This is a genomic window from Streptomyces sp. WM4235 (assembly GCF_001279725.1).
In the GTDB taxonomy this organism is placed as follows: Bacteria; Actinomycetota; Actinomycetes; order Streptomycetales; family Streptomycetaceae; genus Streptomyces.
Window position 1 is genome coordinate 59,929 of record NZ_LGDE01000469.1, and the last position, 15,698, is coordinate 75,626.

General features: G+C 68.2%; 10 protein-coding genes. 8 read left to right on the forward strand and 2 right to left on the reverse strand.

Annotated features, from left to right (window positions below):
* Positions 1 to 153: 153 nt before the first annotated feature.
* From acnA to ADK55_RS34270, 4 genes are all read left to right on the forward strand, one after another.
* On the forward strand, positions 154 to 2,868 hold the full coding sequence (acnA, locus tag ADK55_RS34255; protein ID WP_053684683.1) for an aconitate hydratase AcnA: 2,715 nt from the start codon (positions 154 to 156) through the stop codon (positions 2,866 to 2,868).
* A gap of 339 nt (positions 2,869 to 3,207) precedes the next feature.
* Entirely contained in the window at positions 3,208 to 4,659 is a 1,452-nt protein-coding gene (gene ngcE, locus ADK55_RS34260) for an N-acetylglucosamine/diacetylchitobiose ABC transporter substrate-binding protein (RefSeq protein ID WP_053684685.1), read from the forward strand.
* A gap of 43 nt (positions 4,660 to 4,702) precedes the next feature.
* Complete coding sequence (locus ADK55_RS34265) at positions 4,703 to 5,647, forward strand: carbohydrate ABC transporter permease (protein WP_053684687.1); 945 nt, start codon at positions 4,703 to 4,705, stop codon at positions 5,645 to 5,647.
* 12 nt (positions 5,648 to 5,659) lie between these two features.
* The gene (locus tag ADK55_RS34270; protein ID WP_053684689.1) at positions 5,660 to 6,589 is read left to right on the forward strand and encodes a carbohydrate ABC transporter permease; all 930 of its coding nucleotides are present in this window, start codon (positions 5,660 to 5,662) and stop codon (positions 6,587 to 6,589) included.
* 7 nt (positions 6,590 to 6,596) lie between these two features.
* Here the strand turns inward: ADK55_RS34270 and ADK55_RS34275 are convergent, their stop codons facing one another.
* Positions 6,597 to 7,319 (reverse strand): MgtC/SapB family protein, encoded by a 723-nt coding sequence (locus ADK55_RS34275; RefSeq protein ID WP_078999766.1) that lies wholly within the window; start codon positions 7,317 to 7,319, stop codon positions 6,597 to 6,599.
* A 64-nt stretch (positions 7,320 to 7,383) separates the two neighbouring features.
* Positions 7,384 to 10,101 carry a magnesium-translocating P-type ATPase gene (mgtA, locus tag ADK55_RS34280; protein ID WP_107089388.1) on the reverse strand — a complete coding sequence of 906 codons (2,718 nt, stop codon included), beginning with the start codon at positions 10,099 to 10,101 and terminating at the stop codon, positions 7,384 to 7,386.
* A gap of 591 nt (positions 10,102 to 10,692) precedes the next feature.
* Here mgtA and ADK55_RS34285 point away from each other — a divergent pair.
* The 4 genes from ADK55_RS34285 to ADK55_RS34300 all read left to right on the forward strand — a co-directional run bounded on the left by ADK55_RS34285 (position 10,693) and on the right by ADK55_RS34300 (position 15,450).
* Positions 10,693 to 11,907, forward strand: a complete 1,215-nt coding sequence (locus tag ADK55_RS34285) for an ROK family transcriptional regulator (protein WP_053684691.1) — start codon at positions 10,693 to 10,695, stop codon at positions 11,905 to 11,907.
* Between the two features lie 117 nt (positions 11,908 to 12,024).
* A complete protein-coding gene (locus ADK55_RS34290) occupies positions 12,025 to 13,137 on the forward strand; it encodes a sugar ABC transporter substrate-binding protein (protein WP_199826705.1) in 1,113 nt (370 codons plus the stop codon).
* A gap of 208 nt (positions 13,138 to 13,345) precedes the next feature.
* Complete coding sequence (locus tag ADK55_RS34295) at positions 13,346 to 14,134, forward strand: ATP-binding cassette domain-containing protein (RefSeq protein WP_053684862.1); 789 nt, start codon at positions 13,346 to 13,348, stop codon at positions 14,132 to 14,134.
* Between the two features lie 26 nt (positions 14,135 to 14,160).
* The gene (locus tag ADK55_RS34300) at positions 14,161 to 15,450 is read left to right on the forward strand and encodes a sugar ABC transporter permease (protein WP_053684864.1); all 1,290 of its coding nucleotides are present in this window, start codon (positions 14,161 to 14,163) and stop codon (positions 15,448 to 15,450) included.
* Positions 15,451 to 15,698 lie beyond the last annotated feature (248 nt).

The following is a 15,698-nucleotide window of genomic DNA, read 5'->3' on the forward strand; positions in this document are numbered from 1 at the left end:
TTATCTCGACATCGAGATATCTGCCGAAGGCGTACCGCAGCCGCCCCCGCTGGTAAGGGTTACCTAACTTAGCCTTACCTTAGCGGATTGGCCAAGGGGCGTGGCGGCAGGATTGCGGTAATACGCGCGAATTCATGCATGAAGGAGACTGTCGTGTCGGCGAACAGCTTCGACGCCCGCAGCACGCTGCAGGTGGGCGACGAGTCGTACGAGATCTTCAAGCTGGACAAGGTCGAGGGCTCCGCCCGCCTTCCCTACAGCCTGAAGGTCCTGCTGGAGAACCTGCTCCGTACCGAGGACGGCGCGAACATCACCGCCGACCACATCCGGTCGCTCGGCAACTGGGACTCGCAGGCCCAGCCCAGCGAGGAGATCCAGTTCACGCCGGCCCGCGTGATCATGCAGGACTTCACCGGTGTGCCCTGTGTCGTCGACCTCGCCACCATGCGCGAAGCCGTCAAGGCCCTCGGTGGCGACCCGGCGAAGATCAACCCGCTCTCGCCCGCCGAGATGGTCATCGACCACTCGGTCATCGCCGACAAGTTCGGCACGAAGGAAGCCTTCGCGCAGAACGTCGAGCTGGAGTACGGCCGCAACAAGGAGCGCTACCAGTTCCTGCGCTGGGGCCAGACCGCCTTCGACGACTTCAAGGTCGTCCCCCCGGGCACCGGCATCGTCCACCAGGTCAACATCGAGCACCTGGCCCGCACGGTCATGGTTCGGGGCGGCCAGGCGTACCCCGACACCCTCGTCGGCACCGACTCGCACACCACCATGGTCAACGGCCTGGGCGTGCTGGGCTGGGGCGTCGGCGGCATCGAGGCCGAGGCCGCGATGCTCGGCCAGCCGGTCTCCATGCTGATCCCGCGCGTCGTCGGCTTCAAGCTGACCGGCGAGCTGCCGGCCGGCACCACCGCCACCGACCTGGTCCTCACGATCACCGAGATGCTGCGCAAGCACGGCGTCGTCGGCAAGTTCGTCGAGTTCTACGGCGAGGGCGTCGCCGCCACCTCGCTCGCCAACCGCGCCACCATCGGCAACATGTCGCCGGAGTTCGGCTCCACCGCCGCGATCTTCCCGATCGACGACGAGACGCTGAAGTACCTGCGCCTGACCGGCCGTGACGCCCAGCAGGTCGCCCTCGTCGAGGCGTACGCCAAGGCCCAGGGCCTGTGGCTGGACCCGGCCGCCGAGCCGGACTTCTCCGAGAAGCTGGAGCTCGACCTCTCCACGGTCGTCCCCTCCATCGCCGGCCCGAAGCGCCCGCAGGACCGCATCGTCCTCGCGAACGCCGCCGAGCAGTTCGCCGCGGACGTGCGCAACTACGTCAGCGACGACGAGGAGGCCGGCAAGGAGTCCTTCCCGGCGTCCGACGCCCCGGCGTCCTCCAACGGTGTGCCCACCAAGCCCACCCCGGTGACCCTGGCCGACGGCACCTCCTTCGAGATCGACCACGGCGCCGTCACGGTCGCCGCGATCACCTCCTGCACCAACACCTCGAACCCCTACGTCATGGTCGCCGCGGCGCTCGTGGCCAAGAAGGCGTCCGAGAAGGGCCTGACCCGCAAGCCGTGGGTCAAGACCACCCTGGCCCCGGGCTCGAAGGTCGTCACCGACTACTTCGACAAGGCCGGTCTGACCCCGTACCTCGACAAGATGGGCTTCAACCTCGTCGGGTACGGCTGCACCACCTGCATCGGCAACTCCGGTCCGCTGGACGAGGAGATCTCGAAGGCGATCAACGAGGCCGACCTCGCGGTCACCTCGGTGCTCTCGGGCAACCGCAACTTCGAGGGTCGCATCAACCCCGACGTCAAGATGAACTACCTGGCCTCCCCGCCGCTGGTCGTCGCGTACGCCATCGCGGGCTCCATGAAGGTGGACATCACCCAGGACGCCCTGGGCACCGACACCGACGGCAAGCCGGTCTTCCTGGCCGACATCTGGCCGTCGGAGGCCGAGGTCAACGACGTCGTGGCGAACGCCATCGGCGAGGACATGTTCAGCAAGTCCTACCAGGACGTCTTCGCGGGCGACGCCCAGTGGCAGGCGCTGGAGATCCCGACCGGCAACACGTTCGAGTGGGACCCCCAGTCCACCTACGTCCGCAAGCCCCCCTACTTCGAGGGCATGACGATGGAGACCACCCCGGTCTCGGACATCGCCGGCGCCCGCGTCCTGGCCAAGCTGGGCGACTCGGTCACCACCGACCACATCTCCCCGGCCGGTGCCATCAAGGCCGACACCCCGGCCGGCAAGTACCTCACGGAGCACGGCGTCGAGCGCCGCGACTTCAACTCGTACGGTTCCCGCCGAGGCAACCACGAGGTCATGATCCGCGGCACGTTCGCGAACATTCGCCTGCGCAACCAGATCGCCGCGGGCACCGAGGGCGGCTTCACCCGCGACTTCACCGTCGACGGCGCGCCGGTCGCCTTCATCTACGACGCCTCGCAGAACTACCAGGCCGCCGGCATCCCGCTGGTCATCCTGGCGGGCAAGGAGTACGGCTCCGGCTCGTCCCGCGACTGGGCGGCCAAGGGCACCGCGCTGCTCGGCGTCAAGGCCGTCATCGCCGAGTCCTACGAGCGCATCCACCGCTCGAACCTGATCGGCATGGGCGTCCTGCCCCTGCAGTTCCCCGAGGGCGCCACGGCCGCCTCGCTGGGCCTCACCGGCGAGGAGACCTTCGCCTTCACCGGTGTGGAGGAGCTGAACAACGGCACCACCCCGCGCACCGTCAAGGTGACCACCGACACCGGTGTGGAGTTCGACGCGGTCGTCCGCATCGACACGCCGGGCGAGGCGGATTACTACCGCAACGGCGGCATCATGCAGTACGTGCTCCGGAACCTCATCCGAGGCTGATAGCGCGCCGGGCGGAGCGATCCGCCGGCAGTCGGCACCATAGGGCCGTACCCCCGTCAAGGGGGTGCGGCCCTTCCGCTTGTCCGGGCGGTCGGGTATCGGCCAGGCAGGTGACGGTGAGGTCTCAACTCGGAAAAGCCGGGGCAGATACTTGTGCACGATCTTGCTCACCCGAGCGGAAGTGGACTATACCTGTGCCCGTCCGGACCACCGCGAAACGAGCGGCCCCGGACCGGGGGACGGCGGGGACCTGCGGCGATGTCCGCATGCGCGGCTACCGCTTGCGGCTGTCGTTTTCCCTTCCTCCTTCACACTCCTGACGAAGGCGAGGACTTGAGCATGGGATCCACCTCCGCCCACGGCGAGAACAGCACCGATGAGGGCCTCGGCCGCCGAGACCTGATCAAGCGCTCCGCGGCACTCGGCCTGATCGCCGTACCGACGATGAGCTTCCTGTCCGCCTGCGCCTCCGGCGGTGAGGAGGCCCCCAAGGGCGGCGCCCCCAAGGGCGCGGTCACCAAGGAGAACCCCTTCGGCGTGGCCAAGGGCAGCAAGATGGACGTCGTCGTCTTCAAGGGCGGATTCGGTGACGACTACGCGAAGGCCTGGGAAGCGGCCTTCGACAAGAAGTGGGGCACCACCAGCACCCACCTCGGCACCCAGGAGATCACCGCGAAGCTCCAGCCGCGCTTCAACGTCGGCAACCCGCCGGACGTCGTCGACGACTCCGGCGCCCAGCAGATCAAGATCGACGTGCTCGCCAAGGGCGGTCAGCTCGCCGACCTCACCCAGGTCCTCGACTCGCCCTCGCTCGACGACCCGAGCAAGAAGGTGCGCGACGTCCTCATCGCCGGCACCGTCGAACAGGGCACCCAGGGCGGCAAGTTCGTCGCCCTCAACTACGTCTACACCGTGTTCGGCCTCTGGTACTCCGGCAAGCTCTTCAAGGAGAAGGGCTGGACCGAGCCGAAGACCTGGGACGAGTTCCTCGCGGTCTGCGCCAAGGCCAAGGAGGCCGGCATCGGCGGCCTCGCCCACCAGGGCAAGTTCCCCTACTACATCAACGTCGTCATCATGGACCTGATCGCCAAGAAGGGCGGCCTGGACGCCATGAAGGCGATCGACAACCTCGAACCGAACGCCTTCGAGGGCAACCCGGCCGCCCTCGCCGCGGTCGAGGCCGTGTACGAGGTGGTGGAGAAGGGCCTCCTGATGCCGGGCACCAACGGCCTCACCCACACGGAGTCCCAGACGGCCTGGAACCAGTACAAGGCCGCCTTCATCCCCTCCGGCTCCTGGCTGGAGAACGAGCAGCTCAAGCAGACCCCCGAGGACTTCGACATGAAGTTCCTCCCGGTCCCGGTGCTCGCGGACAGCAAACTGCCCTTCGAGGCGATCCGCGCCGGCGCCGGCGAACCGTTCATCGTCCCGGAGAAGGCCGCCAACAAGGCCGGCGGCCTGGAGTTCCTCCGCTCGATGCTGTCCCGCGAGTGGTCCACCCTCTTCGCCCAGCAGGCCAACTCCCTCACCGTCGTCAAGGACGGCGTGGACCCGAACGTCAAACTGCGTCCGGGCACGCAGTCGGCCGTCACCGCCCTCAAGGGAGCCGGCACGAACACGTTCAACTACCTGTACCCCGACTGGTACAGCGAGATGGACGCCGACATCCAGAACGCGTCCAACGAGCTGATGGCCAAGCGCATCCAGCCCAAGGAATGGATCAAGCGGGCCCAGGCCGCGGTCGACAAGGCCGCCAAGAGCCCGAACGCCAAGAACAACAAGCGCAGCTGACACCGCGTCCACCGGTCACCCGGCACCTCCAGGGACGGACACCATGAGCCAAGTAGCCCAGAGCAGGGGAAGGCTCGGTTTCATCACCGGCTTCCTCGTCCTGCCTCTCGCGCTGTACCTGACCTTCGTCATCTGGCCGTACATCCAGACGTTCGGCTACTCCTTCACCGACTGGTCGGGCCAGTCGCCGACGTTCCGGTTCGTCGGCGTCGAGAACTACACGGCCCTGATGAAGGACGAGGTCTTCCGAGGCGCCCTGTGGCACAACCTGCTGCTCCTGGTGTTCGTCCCCACGATCACCATCCTGCTGTCCCTGTTCTTCGCCTTCATGCTGAACGCGGGCGGACGCGGCGGGGCCGGCGGGGTCAAGGGCGTCCGCGGATCCGCCCTCTACAAGGTCGTCTACTTCTTCCCGCAGGTCCTCTCCCTCGCCATCCTCGCGGTGCTCTTCGGCGCCGTGTACCGAAGTGACGAGGGGGGCCTGCTCAACGGCTTCCTCACCAAGGTCGGCCTCGTCGACGCGGACCACCCCGTCGAGTGGCTCAACGAACCCGACCTGGTGCTCTGGTGCCTGCTGATGGTGGTCGTCTGGCACGGCGTGGGCTTCTACCTGGTGCTCTTCTCCGCGGCCATGCAGTCCGTGCCGAAGGACATCTACGAGGCCGCGCTGCTCGACGGGGCGGGACGCGCCCAGACCTTCTTCAAGGTCACCCTGCCCCTGCTGTGGGACTCCGTGCAGACCTCCGCGGTCTACCTGGGCATCGCCGCCATGGACATGTTCGTCCTCGTGTCCACCATGACCTCGGGCCAGTTCGGCGGTGGACCCGACCACCACAGCGAGGTCATGGCCACGGTGCTGATGCGCAACTTCCTCTACTTCGGCAAGAGCGGATACGCCTGCGCCATGGGCGTGGTCATGCTGATCCTCACCATGATTCTTTCCCTCGTCACGCTGCGCGCCACCCGCCGCGAGCGCATCGAGTTCTGAGCGGGAGACACGATGACCACAGTGACCAAGAGCGCCGGCACGACCGAGGCCGAGCGGTCCGGCGGAGGCCGGCGCGTCAAGAAGGACGGCGGGAGCCCCCCGTCCGAGGGCGTGGCGCTCAATGTCTTCTCGCACGGCTTCCTGGCCGTCTGGGCGGTGCTGATCGTCCTGCCGCTGGGCTGGCTGATGCTCGGCTCCTTCAAGACCGACTCCCAGATCGGCGGCTCGGCACTCAGTTGGCCCTCCAACTGGCACCTCGACGCCTTCTCCCGCGCCTGGGACAAGGGCATCGGCGACTACTTCGCCAACACGGTGATCGTGATGGTGTTCTCGGTCCCGCTGACCATGCTGCTCGGTTCGATGGCGGCGTACGTACTGGCCCGGTACCCCTTCCGGGGGAACCGGGTCATTTACTACTTCTTCGTGTCCGGAGCGATGTTCCCCGTGTTCCTGGCGCTGGTACCGCTGTTCTTCATGGTCAAGCGCCTTGACATGCTCAACACGTACCAGGGCCTGATCATGGTGTACGTCGCCTACTCGATGCCCTTCACCGTCTTCTTCATGTACTCGTTCTTCCGCACCCTGCCGACGGCGGTGCACGAGGCGGCGGTCATCGACGGGGCGTCCGACACCCGGATCTTCTTCCAGGTGATGCTGCCCATGGCCAAGCCCGGCCTGATCAGCGTCGGGATATTCAATGTCCTGGGCCAGTGGAACCAGTACATCCTGCCCTCGGTGCTCATGCAGCCCCAGAGCGGATCGGACCCCGAGCGCTACATGCTCACCCAGGGCCTGATCCAACTCCAGTACCAGATGGGCTACGAGACGGACCTGCCGGTGCTGTTCGCCGGCGTGACCATCGCGATGATCCCGATGCTGGTGGTCTACCTGTCCTTCCAGCGACAGATCCAGGCCGGCCTGACCTCCGCCACCCTCAAGTAGCGCCGCGTCAGAAGGAGGACGTCGGCACCACCGACCAGCCGGCCGCCGAGACCGAGGGGTCGAGCGAGAGGGTGCTGACCGCGTCCTCCAACGCGCGGCCCCCCTCGCCCTCGGCGGTCAGCAGCGCCGACACCGTCACCCGACCCGGCACCGGGCCGTCCTGGCTGCGGATCGAGCGCAGCTGGTGGCCGGGTCGGGCGAGGGCGTCGACCAATCGGCGCCGGATGCGGGCCTCGTCCTCCTCCAGGCACACGGCCTCGAAGTGGAAGTCGGTGGCCACCTCCGCGCCGCCGCGCGGCTCCCGGTCCAGGCGCCGGCCCAGCGGGCGCAGCAGGAGGTTGGCCCCCACCACGCCCACCGTGCCGCAGGCGGCCAGGACGAACATCCCGGTACCGGCCAGGCAGCCCACCGCCGCCGAACACCACAGGGTGGCGGCCGTGTTCAAGCCCCGAACGCTCAGCCCGTCGCGCATGATCACGCCGGCGCCGAGGAAGCCGATGCCCGACACGATCTGGGCCGCGACCCGGGAGCCGTCGTACTGCACCTCGGAGACGGTGCCCATGAACCCGTACTGCGAGAGCAGCACGAAGAGCGCCGCCCCGCCCGCCACGAGGGCGTTGGTCCGCAAGCCCGCCATCCGGGCCCGCCACTGACGTTCCAGGCCGATCGCCGCCCCGAATCCGAGCGCGGCGGCCAGGTGCCCGGCCATCGCCCATTCGTCGAGCGCCATGTGCCCGCCCCTCCCTTGGTCGTGCGGATTCCCGCGGTCGTGTCGAGTCCCGCGCTCGTGTCGATCAGAGCCAGGTGCCGAACCGGCGGATGTACCAGGTCTTCACGACCTGAGTGAGCGTGCAGTACGCGAGGAGTACGCCGATCAGCCAAGGGAAGTACCCCGCCGGCAGGGCCACGAAGCCCAGCGAGCCGGCCAGCGGCGAGAAGGGCAGCCAGAGCCCGGTCAGTACCGCGAGGACGGTCATCACCATCACCGGCCACGAGGCGCGGGACTGGATGAAGGGGATCTTCCGGGTGCGGATCATGTGGACGATCAGGGTCTGCGACAGCAGTCCCTCGATGAACCAGCCGGACTGGAAGAGCGCCTGCCCGGCCTCGCTGTTCGCGCCGAAGACGTGCCACATGATCAGGAACATCGAGATGTCGAAGATCGAGCTGACGGGGCCGATGGTCACCATGAAGCGGCCGATGCCCTTGGCGTCCCAGTTGCGGGGCTTGCGCAGGTACTCCTCGTCCATCCGGTCCCACGGGGTCGCCAGCTGCGAGATGTCGTAGACCAGGTTCTGCACCAGCAGCATGATCGCGAGCATCGGCTGGAACGGGATGAACGCGCTCGCCACCAGCACGGAGAAGACGTTGCCGAAGTTCGAGGACGCGGTCATCTTGATGTACTTGATCGTGTTGCCGAAGGTGGTCCGGCCCTGGATCACACCCTGCTCCAGGACGGTCAGGTCCTTCTCCAGCAGGATGATGTCCGCGGACTCCTTCGCGATGTCGACGGCGGTGTCCACCGAGATGCCGACGTCGGCGTCGCGCAGCGCGGCGGCGTCGTTGATGCCGTCCCCGAGGAAGCCGACGGTGTGACCGTCCGTCTGCAGGGCCCGTACGATCCGGGCCTTCTGGACCGGGTTGACCTTCGCGAAGACGGTCGTGCGGGCGGCCGTCGCGCGCAGGCCGGTGTCGGCCAGGGCGTCGATCTCGGTACCGAGCACCACGCGTCCGACGTCGAGGCCGACGTCCGCGCAGACCCGCGCCGCGACCAGGTCGTTGTCCCCGGTGACCACTTTGACCTCGATGCCCTTGTCGGCGAGGGCCCGCAGGGCCCGGGCCGCGTCGGCCTTCGGCGGGTCGAGGAAGGCGAGGAAGCCGACCAGGGTCAACCCGTCCTCGTCGGCGACCGTGTAGGTGTCGCGCGGTCCGGCGAACGTACGGGTGGCGACGGCGAGGACGCGCAGGCCCCGACGGTTGTTGTCCTCGGCGATCCGGGTGACGTGACCGCGCAGCCGCTCGGTCAGCTCGACCCTCTCGCCGCGGTCCGTCATGTGGGTGCACAGGGAGAGGACTTCCTCGACCGCGCCCTTGGTGACCATGACGTGCTCGGCGCGACCGCCGGCCACGATGCCGTTGCGGTTCAGCACCACGGACATCCGGCGCCTGGCGAAGTCGAAGGGGATCTCGTCGACCATCGAGAACCGTGCGTCGACGACAACCTCCTCGGCCTCGTCGACGCGGTCGATGACCGCCCGGTCCATGAGGTTGCGCAGGCCCGTCTGGAAGTGCGCGTTGAGGTAGCCGTACTCCAGCACCTCGTCGTCCTCGTCGCCGTGCACGTCGAGGTAGCGGTCCAGGACGATCCGGTCCTCGGTGAGGGTGCCTGTCTTGTCCGTGCAGAGCACGTCCATCGCGCCCAGGTTCTGGATCGCGTTGAGCCGCTTGACGACCACCTTGCGCCGGGACATGGCGACCGCGCCGCGCGCCAGGTTGGCGGAGACGACCATCGGCAGCATCTCGGGGGTCAGGCCCACCGCGACGGCGATGCCGAACAGGAACGCCTCGTCCCAGTCGCCCTTGGTGAAGCCGTTGATCATGAACACCACGGGGACCATGACCAGCATGAAGCGGATCAGCAGGAAGCTGACCTTGCGCACCCCGGTGTCGAAGTTGGTCTGCGGGCGCTCGCCGACGAGCGAGCCGGCCATCGAGCCGAACCAGGTGTCGGCGCCGGTGGCGACGACGACCCCGGTGGCGGTGCCGGAGGTGACCGAGGTGCCCATCAGGACCAGGTTGTCGGCCTCGACGGGGTCGCGCGTCAGCGTCTGCCCCGGGTCGTCCGCGCGGGTGTCGGCCTTGGCCACCGGCAACGACTCCCCGGACAGGGCGGCCTGAGAGACCATCAGGTCCTTGGAGGTGACGAGCCGCAGGTCGGCGGGGATGAGGTCGCCGGCCGCCAGCCTGACCAGGTCGCCCGGGACCACCCGGTCCATGGGCATCTCGAAGGTGGTCGGAGCCGATCCCCCGCCGGCGCGACGCTGTACCGCGCAGGTGGTGGTGACGAGCCTCTTCAGCGCGTCGGCGGCCCGGCCCGAGCGGAACTCCTGCCAGAACCGCAGCAGTCCGCTGATGCCGATCATCACGGAGAGGATGACGACGCCCGGGTCGGCCGGGTCCTGCCAGTACATGATCCCGGCCAGGAAGACCAGGACGCCGATGAAGGGGTTGGCGTACGCCTTCGCCAACTGCGCGTACCAGCGCGGGGCGCGCTCCCGGGCGACCACGTTGGGGCCGTGTCGCTCCAGGCGCAGGGCCGCCTCGTCGTGGGTGAGGCCGTGGCGGCCGGCGGACAGGTCCCGCAGGACCTGGTCGCCGGGGCGGGCGCTGAGGTCGGCGAGCCGCTCACCGACGAGTCGGGTGCGCGCCTCCAGCTCGGCGGCCTTGCGTTCGCGGCGGGCCCGGCCCGGCGGTGCGAGCTTCGTCGGGGTGCGCGGGGTGAGCATGGTCATGGCAAATACCTCCCTCCACGGCGTCCGGGCAGCGCGAAGCCGCGCGGTCACGTGGAGTGATCACAGGTCGGCGCGAGGCGGCGCGAAGCGGCCACGGGTACGCCGACGGGCATGGATGACGCACATCCGTCGAGGGATCGGGGGGATCCGGGACGTGCGGAGGGGAAGGGATGGCGGGCCCGAGGGGCCGCCGGACGCACGGTGACGGCGTGGGGCCGCGACGGTGCGTGCGCGAGGAGGTGGATCAGTCGATGGACTGGTCAGCCGGCGAGGGCGCGGCAAGGACTTCGATCGGGACTCATCCCGAACACCTCCTTGCGTAGCGCCGTCACATGAGGCGCCCGGTCCGGCCGGAAAGGCCGCAGAGGATCGGCGCCTCAGCGACCGTAGCATGATGTTGAGGGGGTTCTTTCATACTTATGACCGGTAGTGGCCGTTTCGTGCCGCGTCAGCCTCTTGACGTGTGGAGGGCCAAAGGCTCGACTTAAGGTTCACAAGTTGGAGAGACGCCGGTGTCTCGGAGCACACAGCCGCGACTGCCGGCCGGGGGGCGACGGCTCGCCGTCGCTAAAGGGCAGGAGTGGATGAGTCGTGCAGACTCCCGGATCGCAGTCCTCGCTGCATCGCGCGAATCTTGAACGGGTCGTGCGGGCGGTGCGCCTCGCGGGTTCACTGACCCAGGCGGAGATCGCCCGTACCACCGGACTGTCGGCGGCCACGGTCTCCAACATCGTCCGCGAGCTCAAGGAGGCCGGGACCGTCGAGGTCACCGACACCTCGGCCGGTGGCCGGCGGGCGCGCAGCGTCTCGCTCAGCGGCGACGCGGGCATCGTGATCGGCGTGGACTTCGGCCACACCCACCTGCGGGTGGCCGTCGGGAACCTCGCGCACCAGGTGCTGGCCGAGGAATCCGAGCCGCTGGACGTGGACGCGTCCTGGGTGGAGGGCTTCGACCGGGCCGAGGCGCTGGTCGGGCGGCTGATCGAGGGCATCGGGGTGGGTCGGGACAAGGTCATCGGGGTCGGGCTCGGCGTGCCCGGCCCGATCGACGTAGAGTCCGGAACCCTGGGCTCCACCGCGATCCTGCCGGGCTGGGCGGGCATCAACCCCCGCCAGGAGCTCTCGCAGCGGCTGGGTGTACCCGTGTACGTGGACAACGACGCGAACCTCGGAGCCCTCGGGGAGCTGGTCTGGGGGAGTGGCCGCGGGGTCAAGGACCTCGCGTACATCAAGGTCGCGAGCGGCGTCGGCGCGGGCCTGGTGATCAATGGTCAGATCTACCGGGGCCCCGGCGGCACGGCCGGCGAGATCGGGCACATCACCCTCGACGAGTCGGGCCCGGTCTGCCGCTGCGGCAACCGCGGCTGCCTGGAGACCTTCGCCGCGGCCCGGTACGTGCTGCCCCTCCTCCAGGGCACCCACGGCCCGGAGCTGACGATGGAGCGGGTGGTGGAGCTGGCCCGCGAGGGCGACCCGGGCTGCCGTCGGGTCATCACCGACGTGGGCCGGCACATCGGCAGCGGTGTGGCGAGCCTGTGCAATCTCCTGAACCCGAGCCGGGTGGTCCTCGGCGGCTCCCTCGCCGACGCCGGTGAACTGGTGCTGGCCCCCATCCGTGAATCAGTGGGGAGGTACGCGATCCCCAGCGCCGCCCGGCAGTTGTCGGTCCTCACGGGGTCGCTCGGCGGGCGTGCGGAGGTGCTGGGGGCGCTGGCCCTCGTCCTCAGTGAGATGGGCGATTCGACGCTTTTGGCGGAGAACGGGGTAGGCCTGCGCACGCTGACGGCCATGTCTTCAGTTAGATAACGGATGGCACCGTTGTCATCTCGTTAAGGATTCACTCCTTGACGGCAAATCGCGGCCGGGGTTGACTCACATCCACCTCGGCCGCAGTGTTGCGGCCTCGTCAGGGAGGTTCAAGTAATGAACACTCGTATGCGTAGAGCCGCCGTAGCCGTCGCCGCCGGTGCCATGGCCGTATCGCTTGCCGCTTGTGGCAGTGCGAAGGAGGCCGGCGACAAGCCGAAGGACTCGGGCGCCGCCAAGGGCGACGCGATAAAGATCGGTCTGCTCCTCCCGGAGAACCAGACCGCGCGCTACGAGAAGTTCGACAAGCCGCTGATCGAGAAGAAGGTCGCCGACCTCACGGGCGGCAAGGCCGAGGTCGTCTACGCGAACGCCAAGCAGGACGCGACCACGCAGAACTCGCAGGTCGACACGATGATCACCAACAAGGTGAACGTCCTGATCATCGACGCCGTGGACGCCAAGGCCATCGCCGGTTCGGTCAAGCGGGCCAAGGACGCCGGCATTCCGGTCGTGGCCTACGACCGCCTCGCCGAGGGCCCGATCGACGCTTACACCTCCTTCGACAACGAAGAGGTCGGCAAGGTCCAGGGCAAGGCGCTCCTGGAGGCGCTGGGCGACAAGGCCAAGGACGGCCAGATCGTCATGATGAACGGCTCCGTCACCGACCCGAACGCCGCCCTGTTCAAGAAGGGCGCTCACTCCGTCCTCGACGGCAAGGTGAACGTCGGCAAGGAGTACGACACCAAGGAGTGGAAGCCGGAGAACGCCAACACCAACATGGCGGGCGCGCTCTCCGCGATCGGCAAGGACAAGGTCGTCGGCGTCTACTCCGCCAACGACGGCATGGCCGGCGGCATCATCACCGCCCTCAAGGCGGCCGGCCTGTCCCCCCTGCCCCCGGTCACCGGTCAGGACGCCGAACTCGCCGGTGTGCAGCGCATCGTCGCCGGTGAGCAGTTCATGAGCGTGTACAAGCCGTACGCCCCCGAGGCCGCCGCCGCGGCCGAGATGGCCGTCGCCCTCGCCAAGGGCGAGAAGATCGACGGAATCATCAACCAGAAGGTCGACAGCCCGACCACCAAGGGTGTTCCGTCCGTGCTGATCCCGGTCGTCTCGCTCACCAAGAACAACATCAAGGACACCGTCATCAAGGACGGCGTCTACACGGCCGACGAGATCTGCACCGACAAGTACGCGGCCAACTGCACCACCCTCGGCCTGAAGTAAGGCCCCGTCGCTCCCTCTTCGAGCCGTCGAGGCGAGCAGACCCCCACGCCTGTCCGGCGCCCCGCCCCTCTCTTCCCCGCCACCGCGGGGCGCCGGGCAGAAACGTTTCCCCAACGCTCCACCCCAACGCTTCACCCCCACGCTCCACCCCCCCATTCGCGTTCCTGCTCTTTTGCACGACATCCCCGCCGGTCAGGCGGCGAAGGAGATGGTTCATGTGTCCGCTGCGCCCGTGCTGGCGTTGCGAGGGGTCTCGAAGCGGTTCGGCGCCGTTCAGGCCCTGACCGACGTAGAACTCGAGATCCACTCCGGCGAGGTGGTCGCCCTCGTCGGCGACAACGGCGCCGGCAAGTCCACGCTGGTCAAGACCATCGCCGGCGTGCACCCCATCGATGACGGGGTCATCGAGTGGGAGGGCCGCCCGGTCTCCATCGGCAAGCCCCACGACGCCCAGAACCTGGGCATCGCGACGGTCTACCAGGACCTCGCGCTGTGCGACAACATCGATGTCGTCGGCAACCTCTTCCTGGGCCGCGAGCTCAAGCGCCGCGGCATCCTCGACGAGGTGGAGATGGAGCGGCGTGCCCGCGAGCTCCTGACCACCCTGTCGATTCGGATCCCCAGTGTCCGTATCCCGATCGCCTCGCTCTCCGGCGGTCAGCGCCAGACCGTGGCCATCGCCCGCTCGATGCTCGGCGAGCCCAAGCTGGTCATCCTCGACGAGCCGACCGCCGCCCTCGGCGTCGAGCAGACCGCGCAGGTCCTCGACCTGGTGGAGCGGCTGCGCGAACGCGGTCACGCCGTCATCCTCATCAGCCACAACATGGCCGATGTGAAGGCCGTCGCCGACAAGGTCGCGGTCCTGCGGCTCGGCCGCAACAACGGCGTCTTCAGTGTCGCCGACACCTCGCAGGAAGAGATCATCTCCGCCATCACCGGTGCCACGGACAACGCCGTGACCCGCCGGGCGGCCCGCACCGGGGAGGCCCGCAAGTGAGCACCCAGAACCCTGCCGCCGGACCGCTGGACAAGGGCCCGACCGACCGCGTCGGGCACGTGGACCCGGTCAACCCGGCGGCTGCGGCCGACGCCATCCCGGCCGTCGACCCCCGTCTGCTCGTGCGCGAGCAGGGCTTCGCCGGCTACCTGAGCGAGTTCGGCCGCAAGATGAAGGCCGGTGACCTGGGATCCCTCCCGGTCGTCGTCGGCCTGATCGTCATCTGGAGCATCTTCCAGAGCCTGAACTCGAACTTCCTCGGCCCCGAGAACCTGACCAACATCGCGATCACGATGGTCGCCACCGGCATGATGGCCGTCGGCATCATCTTCGTGCTGCTGCTCGGCGAGATCGACCTCTCGGTCGGCTCGGTCAGCGGTGTGTCGGGAGCGATCGTCGCCGTCCTCGCCGTCACCCACGGCGTGAACGAGTGGCTCGCGATCCTCGCCGCCGTCGCCGGCGGCGCCCTCATCGGCGCGATCCACGGCTTCTTCTTCGCCCGGATCGGCGCCCCGGCCTTCGCCGTCACCCTGTCGGGCCTGCTGTTCTGGTCCGGCGCCATGCTGCAGATCCTCGGCAGCAACGGCACCATCAACCTCGACTCCGAGGGCGTGGTCGGTCAGCTGACCACGTACTTCTTCTCGGACGTGGCGGTCGGCTACGGCCTCGCGGCCCTGGCCGTGGCCGGATACTTCCTGGCCACCTACTTCGACAACCGGCGCCGACAGGCGGCGGGCGTCCCCGCCCGGCCGCTCACCGAGATCCTGCTGCGCACCGGCGTCCTCGCGGTGTTCACCTTCGGTCCCGCCGTCGTGTTCAACCAGTACAAGGGTCTGCCGCTCGCGGTGGTGCTCTTCCTGCTGGCCCTCGTCGGCACGGACTTCCTCCTGCGCCGCACCTCCTTCGGCCGTCAGGTGTTCGCGCTCGGCGGCAGCGTCGAGGCGTCCCGTCGCGCCGGCATCAACGTGAACCGGGTGCGGATCACGGTCTTCGCCATCGCCGGCACCTTCGCCGCCGTCGGCGGGCTCTTCTGGGCCTCCAAGATCGCGGCCGCCAACCAGAGCGCCGGCGCCGGCGACCTGCTGATGAACGTGATCGCCGCGGCCGTCATCGGCGGCACCAGCCTCTTCGGTGGCCGGGGCCGGACCTGGAACGCCCTCCTGGGCGTCATGGTCATCACCTCCATCCAGTACGGTCTGGCCCTGGAGGGCATCGCCACCCCGATCCAGTACATGATCACGGGTGCGGTCCTGCTGGCCACGGTCGTGATCGACTCGGTCACCCGCAAGACCCAGAAGACGGCCGGACGCGCCTGACCTCTGTCCCAGGCAGTACCCGGCGGTAAGACCCGTCACAGTGCCCGGTGCCACTTCCAGTGGTGCCGGGCGCTCGTGCGTACATTCGTGGGTACAACTGTGCGGGTATACACCCGTTTGGGATGTGTGATTTGGCGATCAGGTGTACAGGTATGACAAAGGCGTGACCCTCCCGGTACCGCCCGATGACGCTCGTCGCGAGCGGAACATTAGACTCGACAGACCAGCAAGCAACTGCAAGGAGGCAC